This is a genomic window from Caballeronia calidae (assembly GCF_900044055.2).
In the GTDB taxonomy this organism is placed as follows: domain Bacteria; phylum Pseudomonadota; class Gammaproteobacteria; order Burkholderiales; family Burkholderiaceae; genus Caballeronia; species Caballeronia calidae.
On the sequence record NZ_FCOX02000123.1, the window covers coordinates 1 to 9,958 of the forward strand.

Below are 9,958 nucleotides of genomic sequence, written 5' to 3' on the forward strand. Positions count from 1 at the left end.
GAGTTTTGTGAGGGCACTCGCTACTGCCGGACCACGAGAGTGCTTCTGTGCCGGGGCCGGTGTGAAGTACTTTGGATGGGGATAGCTGTTTCTTTGGTTACTTTCTTTGCAGCAGCAAAGAAAGTGACTGCCGCCCCGCATAGGGGCAACGCTAATAAACCGACGCGAACACAAGTTCCATAGAAGCCCAACGCAAAGTGCGGAGCAGCAAAGAAAGCGACTGCCGCCCCGCACAGGGGCAACGCAAAAACAGGCTCCGGCGACCACAAACAACCAACGCGCAAGCAGCCAAAAATCACGCGGCCAGCGATTTCCTCAACGCTGTCCGCGATCCCGGAAACCTCACGATAAACGTACTCCCCTTCCCCACTTCGCTCTTCACATCGAGCTCGGCATTGTGCCGCTGCAGCACATGCTTGACGATGGCAAGCCCGAGCCCCGTGCCGCCCGTATCCCGCGACCGGCTGCGATCCACGCGATAAAACCGCTCCGTCAACCGCGGAATATGCTCCGCAGGAATGCCAAGCCCGCTGTCGTGCACCGTGAACACCGCGCGATCCTTCATGCGTTGCCACGACACGTCGATCGCCCCGCCATCCGGCGTATACCGCACCGCGTTCGTCACGAGATTGCCAAGCGCGCTCATCACTTCGGTCTCCGCGCCGGCGACCGTCAACGCATCATCGCTATGAAACGTGATGCGATGCCGCCCGCTCGACAGATTGTTCGCATCGTCTTCCAGATGCCGCATGACCGCGCGCATGTCGAGCAGTTCATCGCCCGGCGGACGCATATCGCCTTCGAGATTCGCAAGCACGAGCAGATCGCGCACGATGTTCTGCATCCGCGACGCCTGCTGCTCCATCATGTCGAGATAGCGCATGCGGTCGGCTTCGTTGAGCGGCAACTCGCGCATCGTTTCAAGAAAGCCGGACAGCACCGTAAGCGGCGTCTTCAATTCGTGCGAGACGTTCGCGACGAAATCGCGACGCATCGAATCCGTGCGCTCCAGCTCCGTGATGTCCTGCGTGAGAATCAGCTTGCGGTGATCGCCATAAGGAAACACCTGCACCGAGACCGTGTACTTGCGATTCACGCCCATGCCGCGCATCACGAGCATCTCTTCGTAATGGTGCGCGTTCAGATAGCGGACGAAATCCGGATGACGCACGAGATGCGTGATGTGCTGGCGCAAGTCGCGCTTCGCGTCGAGGCCGAAATGCTCCTCCGCGATCGCGTTGCACCACTCGATCTGATCGTGATCGTCGAGCATCGCGACGCCGTTCGGCGATGCCTGGATCGCCTGGATGAAGCGCGCGTGCTGTTGCTCGACCTGGCGCACCTGCGCGTGCCAGCGCTTCGCGAGCTTGTGCAGGCGGTAATAGATTTCGCCCCAGATGCCGAGCGCGCTCGGCACCTCGCCGTAGACCGGCGCTTCGAGCAGTCGCCACAGGCGCTGCATGTGATACGTGACGAAGAAGCCTTGCACGACGAGCATGATCACCGCGAAGGCGAGCGCCGCGCGCAGGCCCGCGAATGCGCCGATCGCGGCGCTAATCGCGGCGAGCAGCGCGAGGGACACGATGGCACGCGTCCAGATGATGTTCATGTTATCGGTGAGTCTAGTGACGTTGATGCGGCCATTCAAAGCGGATAACGTCGAGCCGAAACTCAGGCACTCTTCGCAAGCCGGTACCCGCTGCCGCGCACCGTTTCGATCATAGCATCGCAGCCCGCGGGCTTGAGCGCGGCACGCAGACGCTTGATGTGCACATCGACCGTACGTTCCTCGACGAACACGTGATCGCCCCACACCTGATCCAGCAATTGCGTGCGGCTATGTACGCGCTCCGGATGCGTCATGAAGAAGTGCAGCAGACGGAATTCGGTCGGGCCGAGATCGAGCTTGATGTCGCCGTCCGAGTGATTCGCCGCCACGCGATGCGTCGCCGGATCGAGGCGCAGGCCGTTGATCGCGACCACGTCCTCGGTCAGCTGCGGCGCGCGGCGGCGCAGAACCGCCTTGATGCGCGCCATCAGTTCCTTCGGCGAGAAAGGCTTCGTCACGTAATCGTCCGCGCCGATCTCGAGGCCGAGAACCTTGTCCTGCTCGTCGCCGCGCGCCGTCAGCATGATGATCGGGATGTGCTTCGTGCGCTCGTTGTTGCGCAGGTCGCGCGCGAACGCGATGCCCGATTTGCCCGGCAACATCCAGTCGAGCAGCACGAGATCGGGCAACACGTCGCTGATCAGGTTTTGCGCCTGTTCGGCGTTGTACGCGCGAATCGGGCAATGTCCCGCATGTTGAAGATTCACCGAAATCAGTTCGGAGATCGCGGGTTCGTCTTCCACGACGAGGATACTGCTGGGCATCGGCACCTCTTGACCTTTTGCTTGGGTTAAAACGATTGCGCGTGCTGACGATCAGCTGAGCGCCTCGCGCTCGAGCTGGTCGCGCGAGATATGGCGCACGTCCGTGCCCTTCACGATATAGATGATGAACTCGGCGATGTTCTTCGCGTGATCGCCGATGCGCTCCACCGCCTTCGCGATGAACAGATAATCGAGGCCCGCGGAAATCGTGCGCGGATCTTCCATCATGTACGTCACGAGCTTGCGCACGAAGGCGCGGAATTCATCGTCGATGGCCTTGTCGTCGCGCACGATCTGCGCGGCCGCGACCGTGTCGAGACGCGCGAACGCATCGAGCGCGCGGCGCAGAATAGACACCGCCATCTCGCCCGACAACTTGATCTCGGCGATGTTCACCGTCCGGCCCGCGCCGTCCTCGTTGATGCGCTTCACGCGCTTCGCGATCTTCTCGGCTTCGTCGCCCGCGCGCTCGAGATTGGTGATGGTCTTCGAGATCGCCATGAGCAGACGCAGATCGCGCGCGGCCGGCTGACGGCGCGCGATGATGTTGCTGCACTCCTCGTCGATCTCGACTTCCATCGTGTTGAGGCGCGCTTCGGCCGCGATCACCTGATCCGCGATGCCGATATCGAATTCGTTCAGCGCCTGCATCGCCGCGATGATCTGCGATTCCACCAGGCCGCCCATTTCCAGCACTTTCGACGACACCGCGTTCAGGTCGGCGTCGAACTGGCTCGAGAGATGTTTATCGGTCATATATGCTCCTTAAGCCTTCTGTTGCACCTGGCTGACGATCAGCCGAAGCGGCCCGTGATGTAGTCTTCCGTTTCCTTGCGGGCGGGCTTGATGAAGATTTTTTCGGTATCGCCGAACTCGATCAATTCACCGAGGTACATATAGGCAGTGTAGTCCGAACAACGCGCCGCCTGCTGCATGTTGTGGGTGACGATGACAACCGTGTAATCGCTTTTCAGTTCGGCGATCAGCTCCTCGATACGGCCCGTGGAAATCGGGTCGAGCGCCGAACACGGCTCGTCGAGCAGCAGCACTTCCGGACGGATCGCGATGCCGCGCGCGATGCAAAGACGCTGCTGCTGGCCGCCCGAAAGACCGTAGCCGCTCTGCTGCAGCTTGTCTTTCACTTCGGTCCAGAGCGCGGCTTTGGTGAGCGCCCATTCGACGCGGTCGTCCATTTCCGAGCGCGACAGTTGCTCGAACATCTTCACGCCGAACGCGATGTTGTCGTAGATCGACATCGGGAACGGCGTCGGCTTCTGGAACACCATGCCGACACGCGCGCGCAGCAGGGAAATATCCTTCGTCGTATCGAGCAGGTTCACGCCGTCCATCAGGATTTCTCCTTCGGCGCGCTGCTCCGGATAGAGCGCGTACATCTTGTTGAACGTGCGCAGAAGCGTGGACTTGCCGCAACCCGACGGCCCGATAAAGGCCGTGACCTTCTTCTCGGGAATGCGCAGGTTGATGTTCTTCAGCGCGTGATACTTGTTGTAGAAGAAGTTGAGGTTGTTCACCTCGATCTTCGGCTTGATCGAATCCGCCGGCTGCGAGCCGTGCGTCGGGCGCACGCTGCCCGGCACCGGGCCGCGCCCGACCGGCGTTTCAGTCTTCGAGTTCAGGTGGTTGACACCACTTTCGACCATATTCATGGAATCACTCCGCCCTTATTTCTTCGAGAAGATCGCGCGCGCCAGGATATTCAGACCCAGCACGCCGAGCGTAATCAGGAACACACCGGCCCACGCGAGCGATTGCCACTGCGGGAACGGACTCATCGCGAACTTGTAGATCGTGACCGGCAGATTCGCCACCGGCTGATTCATGTCCCACGAGAAAAACTGATTCGACAGCGCCGTGAAAAGCAGCGGCGCGGTTTCGCCGGCGATGCGCGCAACGGCCAGCAACACGCCCGTCACGATGCCGCCGACCGACGCCTTCAGCGTGATCGACATCACCATCTTCCACTTCGGCGTGCCGAGCGCGAACGCGGCTTCACGCAACGCGTTCGGCACCAGCTTCAGCATGTTCTCGGTCGTGCGGATCACGATCGGAATCTGCAGCAAGGCCAGCGCGATCACGCCGGCCCAGCCGGAGAAGCGCCCCATCTTCGCGACGACGATCGCGTACACGAACAGGCCGACGACGATCGACGGCGCCGACAGCAGAATGTCGTTGATGAAACGCGTGATGCTCGCGAGCCAGCGCTTCTGTCCGTATTCGGCGAGATACACGCCGGCGAGGATGCCGAGCGGCGTGCCGACGAAGGTCGCGAGCACGACGAGCATCAGCGAGCCGACGATCGCGTTGGCGAGACCGCCGCCATCGGTGTTCGGCGGCGGCGTGGATTGCGTGAAGAGATCGATCGACAAGCCGCCGATGCCGAGCTTCAGCGTCGTGAAGAGAATCCACACGAGCCAGATGAGGCCGAAGGCCATCGCGGCGAGCGAGAGCGTCAGCGCGACGGCATTGGTGCCGCGGCGACGGCGCTGCAGCTTGAGGCGCGTGGCCTGCACGCGGTCCGGGTCCTGGTTGAACGTAGCGGGACGGCTCATTATTTGCGGCCCTCCCCGCGTTCCATGCGCAGAAGCATCAGCTTCGAGAGCGCAAGCACGAAGAACGTGATCACGAAGAGAATCAGACCGAGTTCCATCAATGCCGACGTATGCAGGCCCGGGCTCGCTTCCGCGAACTCGTTTGCAAGCGCCGAGGTAATGCTGTTACCCGGCGAAAAGAGCGACACGTTGTCCAGCAGGTTCGTGTTGCCGATGACGAACGTGACCGCCATCGTCTCGCCGAGCGCGCGGCCGAGACCGAGCATGACGCCGCCGATCACACCGGCGCGCGTATAAGGCAGCACGATCTTCCACATCACTTCCCACGTCGTGCAGCCGATGCCGTACGCCGATTCCTTCAGCAGCACCGGCGTGACTTCGAACACGTCGCGCATCACGGACGCGATGTACGGAATGATCATGATCGCGAGAATCACGCCCGCGCACAGAATGCCGATGCCGATCGGCGCGCCCTGGAAGAACATGCCGATGACGGGCACATTGCCGAGCACATGGCCGAGCGGCTTCTCGAAGTATTGGGCGAAGATCGGCGCGAACACGAGCAGGCCCCACATGCCGTAGACGATCGACGGAATCGCCGCGAGCAGTTCGATCGCGACGCCGAGCGGGCGGCGCAGCCACGCGGGCGACAGTTCAGTCAGGAAGAGCGCGATGCCGAAGCTCACCGGCACGGCGATGATGAGCGCGATGATCGAGGTCGCGATGGTGCCGTAGATCGGCACGAGCGCGCCGAAGCTCTCGGTGGGTGGATCCCACTCCGCGCGCCACAGGAAGGAGAGCCCGAATTTCTGGATGGTCGGCATCGACGCGACGAGCAGCGAAACGATGATGCCGCCAAGCAGAAGCAGCGTGATCACGGCCGCAAGCCGTGTCACGCCGCCGAAAATGATGTCGCCGATGCGGCTCGGCGCGCGCTGGGTATGCGCTGCCGGCACCGCCGACGATAAGTTGATGTCCGACATGGGAGCCTTGGTTTCGCTACGTGTCAGACCGCGCGGCAGGCTTTCGGGCTGCCGCGCGGCTTTTTTGTTGCCAACCGTCCTGCGCCTTCAGAGCTTAGGACAGTTTCAAACTACGTGTACTTCGCTTACTGCGCGACCGGCTTGCCCGACGCGTCCTTGACCTTCGCCTTCCACTGCGTCTTGATTTCGGCAACGACCGATTCCGGCAGCGAGATGTAGTCGAGGTCGTTGGCAGCCTGGCCGCCGTTCTTGAACGCCCAGTCGAAGAACTTCAGCGTTTCCGTGCCCTGCGCCGGCTTTTCCTGCGTCGCGTGCAGCAGCACGAAGGTCGCGCCGACGATCGGCCATGCGTTCTGGCCCGGCTCGTTCGTGAGGATCTGGTAGAACGACTTCGACCAGTCCGCACCGGCAGCCGCCGCCTTGAACGTGTCCGTCTTCGGCTCGACGACCGTGCCAGCCGAGTTCTTCATGCCGACGTAGGTCATCTTGTTCTGCTTCGCGTACGCCCACTCGACGTAGCCGATCGCGCCCGGCAGACGCTGCACGAAGGCCGCGACGCCGTCGTTGCCCTTGCCGCCCGTGCCCGTCGGCCAGTTCACCGTCGAGCCTTCGCCGACCTTCGACTTCCACTCGGTGTTGACCTTCGACAGGTAGTTCGTCCAGATGAAGCTCGTGCCCGAGCCGTCGGCGCGGCGCACGACAGCGATATCCGTATCCGGCAGCTTGACCTTCGGGTTCAGCGCGGCGATCGCCGGGTCGTTCCACTTCTTGATCTTGCCGAGATAAATGTCGCCGAGCACCTGGCCCGACAGCGTCACTTCACCCGCCTTGACGCCCGGCACATTGATCACCGGCACCACGCCGCCGACCACCGTCGGGAACTGGAACAAGCCGTCCTTCGCGAGTTCGTCATCTTTCAACGGAGCGTCCGAGCCGGCGAAATCCACCGTCTTCGCGATGATCTGCTTGATACCGCCCGACGAACCGATGCCTTGATAGTTCACCTTGCCGCCGCCGGTTTTCTGGTACGCGTCAGCCCACTTGGTGTAGATCGGGGCTGCGAAGGTCGAACCCGCGCCGGTGATGTCGGCTGCCTGAGCGGAGATGGCGAACACTGCACCAATCAGGCCGGCCAGCGCGGTTTGCATCAATTTCATTCTTAATCTCCAGGGTAGTGAGCGTGTGAGACGACACCGCGAAATATAGGAGGAGTCTGTGACAGTAATATGACTAACCGTGAAGCCAACGTGTCAGTTCGCTTACGTGCTGAAAGTTTGATCACACCGGATTTGTCAAGCGCCCGATGCAAATAAAAAAGCGGGCCGAAGCCCGCTTTTAGCGAAATGTGACAGCTTTCAGTAAACGCCTACGAAGTCGCCTCTTTCACGACCTGCGCAATCGTTTCTGCGTAGCGAACCGCGTCCTGTTGCGCCGACGCTTCCACCATCACGCGCAAGACCGGTTCAGTTCCCGACGCGCGAATCAAGACCCGGCCGCGCGATTCGAGGGAACGCTCGGCTTGCTCGACTGCGCGACGAATTGCGTCGCTGCCCTTCCAGTCCGCGCCCGCGTTCATGCGCACATTGATGAGCTTCTGCGGGAACAGACTCACGCCTTCGAGCAGTTCCGCGAGCGATTTGCCGCTGCGCTGGATCGCCGCGAGCACGAGGAGCGCCGAGACGATGCCGTCGCCGGTCGAATGACGGTCGAGCGACAGGATGTGGCCCGAGCCTTCCGCGCCCAGCAGCCAGCCGTTCTCGCGCAGCTTTTCGAGCACGTAGCGATCGCCGACGGCCGCGCGCACGAACTGCACGCCCGCCTCCTTCAACGCCACTTCGACGGCCATATTGGTCATCAGCGTGCCGACGGCGCCTTCCACCTTGCCGTCGGTCGCGATGCGGTCCTTGACCAGCACATAGAGCAGCTCGTCGCCGTTGTAGAGGCGGCCGGTCGAATCGACGATTTGCAGGCGGTCCGCGTCGCCGTCGAGTGCGATGCCGATGTCCGCCTTGTGCTCCAGGACGGCCTGCACGAGCGCATCGGGCGCGGTGGCGCCGACGCCGTCATTGATGTTGAAGCCGTTCGGCGACGCTCCGATCGACACGACTTCCGCGCCGAGCTCGTGGAACACGTGCGGCGCGACGTCGTACGCGGCACCGTGCGCGCAATCGACCACGAGCTTCAGCCCGCGCAGGTCGAAGTTCGCGGGAAACGTGCTCTTGCAGAACTCGATGTAGCGGCCGCCCGCGTCGTCGAGACGGCGGGCCTTGCCGAGACGCTCGGACGGTGCGCATTCCATCGGCTGCTCGAGCTGGCGCTCGATTTCGAGCTCGACTTCATCGGGCAGCTTGTTGCCGTCGGCCGAGAAGAACTTGATGCCGTTGTCGTTGTACGGATTGTGCGACGCGCTGATCACGACGCCCGCCGACAGCCGCAACGCGCGCGTCAGATACGCGACGCCCGGCGTGGGCATCGGGCCGGCCAGCATCACGTCGACGCCCGCCGCCGAAAAGCCGGACTCCAGCGCGGCTTCGAGCATATAGCCCGATACGCGCGTGTCCTTGCCGATCAGCACCGTCGGGCGATTGCCCTTTTTCTGCTGCGCGCGGTCCGCGCCCGCGAGCACTTTCCCGGCCGCATAGCCTAGCTTGAGTACGAAGTCCGGCGTAATCGGCGCGACGCCCACGCGGCCGCGAATGCCGTCCGTTCCAAAATATTGACGTGCCATTATTGCTTGACCCTCCTCGCGGCCGCCCGGCGCCTTCTGTCGGTCCGCGACATATAGTTGATGATTTCTGTCGGCGCGCGCCTGCGCCTAAATTTCTGATGTATGAGGCCAGGTGTCAATGATGCACATTCAGCGCGGCATGCTTTGTGGTCTGCCAGACTTTCAGCGCATCGACGGTCTCGGCGACATCGTGCACGCGGATGATCGCCGCGCCCCGCTCCGCCGCGCAGACCGCGGCGGCGACGCTCGCCGCGAGACGCTCGCCGGGGCCGCGCCCCGTGACCGCGCCGAGCATCGATTTGCGCGACATCCCCGCGAGCAACGGAAAATTCGTCCCGGCGGGTAACGTCGCGCCGAGATGCGCGAGCAACGCGTAATTATGCTCGACCGTCTTGCCGAAGCCGTAGCCCGGATCCAGACTGAGGCGCCCGGCCGCGACGCCGGCTTGCGTGAGCGCCGCGACGCGCTCGGTGAAGAATTCGCGCACATGGGCCACGACATCCTCGTACACCGGGTCGTGTAGCTGCATCGTGCGCGGCTCGCCCAGCATGTGCATCACGCAAAGACCGCAATTGCTGTCCTTGACGGCGTCGAGCGCGCCTTCCCGGCGCAGGCCCCAGATATCGTTGATCATATCCGCGCCCGCGTCGAGCACGGCGCGCATCACGGCCGGCTTGTAGGTATCGACGGAAAGCGGCACTTGCACCGCGCGCAGCGCCTCGACGATCGGCACGACGCGCTCCAGCTCTTCGTCGAGCGGAACGGGCGGCGCACCGGGACGCGTGGATTCGCCACCGATATCGATCATGTCGGCGCCGTCGGCGATCATCTGTTCGGCACGCGCGAGAGCGGCGTCGCGCGAGACGAAGCGGCCGCCGTCCGAAAAGGAATCCGGCGTGACGTTGAGAATACCCATCACGAGCGGGCGGTCGAAAGTCAGCGTAAAGCGGCCGCACTGGAGCGGCGCTGCTGAAAGCGGGGATGAGGTCGGTGTGGTCAAGCGAGTCGTACGAAGCTGGAGACGGAAACGACGCCAGGTGAGGTCGGGATTGGATCCGACGCCACCTTCAGCATCCGGATAAAACGGCGGCCATAAAGTGAAAATGGGCCGGCGTGCCATGCACACCGGCCCATGAACGGACGCAGGAAACTCAGGCCGTGGCCGGCGCGTTGCCCGGCTTGACCTCGTTGCCGCTGCTGCCACCCGACGGCGTATCGCCCGACGGAGGCGGCATGTTCTTCGGCGGACGCGGCGGACGATCCGACATGATGTCGCCTATCTGGTCCGCGTCGATGGTTTCCCA

At 62.8% G+C, this 9,958-nt stretch carries 9 protein-coding genes; all 9 read right to left on the minus strand.

The annotated features are described in order from the left end of the window. Positions 1-295 precede the first annotated feature (295 nt). The 9 genes from phoR to folP all read right to left on the minus strand — a co-directional run bounded on the left by phoR (position 296) and on the right by folP (position 9,570). The gene (gene phoR / locus AWB78_RS39935; protein WP_062612477.1) at positions 296-1,609 is read right to left on the minus strand and encodes a phosphate regulon sensor histidine kinase PhoR; all 1,314 of its coding nucleotides are present in this window, start codon (positions 1,607-1,609) and stop codon (positions 296-298) included. A 62-nt stretch (positions 1,610-1,671) separates the two neighbouring features. Then, a complete protein-coding gene (gene phoB / locus AWB78_RS39940; RefSeq protein WP_062612494.1) occupies positions 1,672-2,373 on the minus strand; it encodes a phosphate regulon transcriptional regulator PhoB in 702 nt (233 codons plus the stop codon). Positions 2,374-2,424: 51 nt separating this feature from the next. Beyond that, a complete protein-coding gene (phoU, locus tag AWB78_RS39945; protein WP_062612479.1) occupies positions 2,425-3,129 on the minus strand; it encodes a phosphate signaling complex protein PhoU in 705 nt (234 codons plus the stop codon). Positions 3,130-3,167: 38 nt separating this feature from the next. Beyond that, positions 3,168-4,040 (minus strand): phosphate ABC transporter ATP-binding protein PstB, encoded by an 873-nt coding sequence (gene pstB, locus AWB78_RS39950; protein WP_062612481.1) that lies wholly within the window; start codon positions 4,038-4,040, stop codon positions 3,168-3,170. 15 nt (positions 4,041-4,055) lie between these two features. Beyond that, positions 4,056-4,943 carry a phosphate ABC transporter permease PstA gene (pstA, locus tag AWB78_RS39955; RefSeq protein ID WP_062612483.1) on the minus strand — a complete coding sequence of 296 codons (888 nt, stop codon included), beginning with the start codon at positions 4,941-4,943 and terminating at the stop codon, positions 4,056-4,058. After that, positions 4,943-5,926: a phosphate ABC transporter permease PstC gene (pstC, locus tag AWB78_RS39960; RefSeq protein WP_062612485.1), complete on the minus strand. Its 984-nt coding sequence runs from the start codon at positions 5,924-5,926 to the stop codon at positions 4,943-4,945. Before pstC ends, pstA begins: the two co-directional genes overlap by 1 nt. A 125-nt stretch (positions 5,927-6,051) precedes the next feature. After that, a complete protein-coding gene (gene pstS, locus AWB78_RS39965) occupies positions 6,052-7,083 on the minus strand; it encodes a phosphate ABC transporter substrate-binding protein PstS (RefSeq protein ID WP_062612488.1) in 1,032 nt (343 codons plus the stop codon). A gap of 209 nt (positions 7,084-7,292) precedes the next feature. Beyond that, complete coding sequence (gene glmM, locus AWB78_RS39970) at positions 7,293-8,654, minus strand: phosphoglucosamine mutase (protein WP_062612490.1); 1,362 nt, start codon at positions 8,652-8,654, stop codon at positions 7,293-7,295. A gap of 115 nt (positions 8,655-8,769) precedes the next feature. Then, positions 8,770-9,570, minus strand: coding sequence for a dihydropteroate synthase (gene folP / locus AWB78_RS39975; RefSeq protein WP_157697801.1), 801 nt, complete (start codon positions 9,568-9,570; stop codon positions 8,770-8,772). Positions 9,571-9,958: the final 388 nt, after the last annotated feature.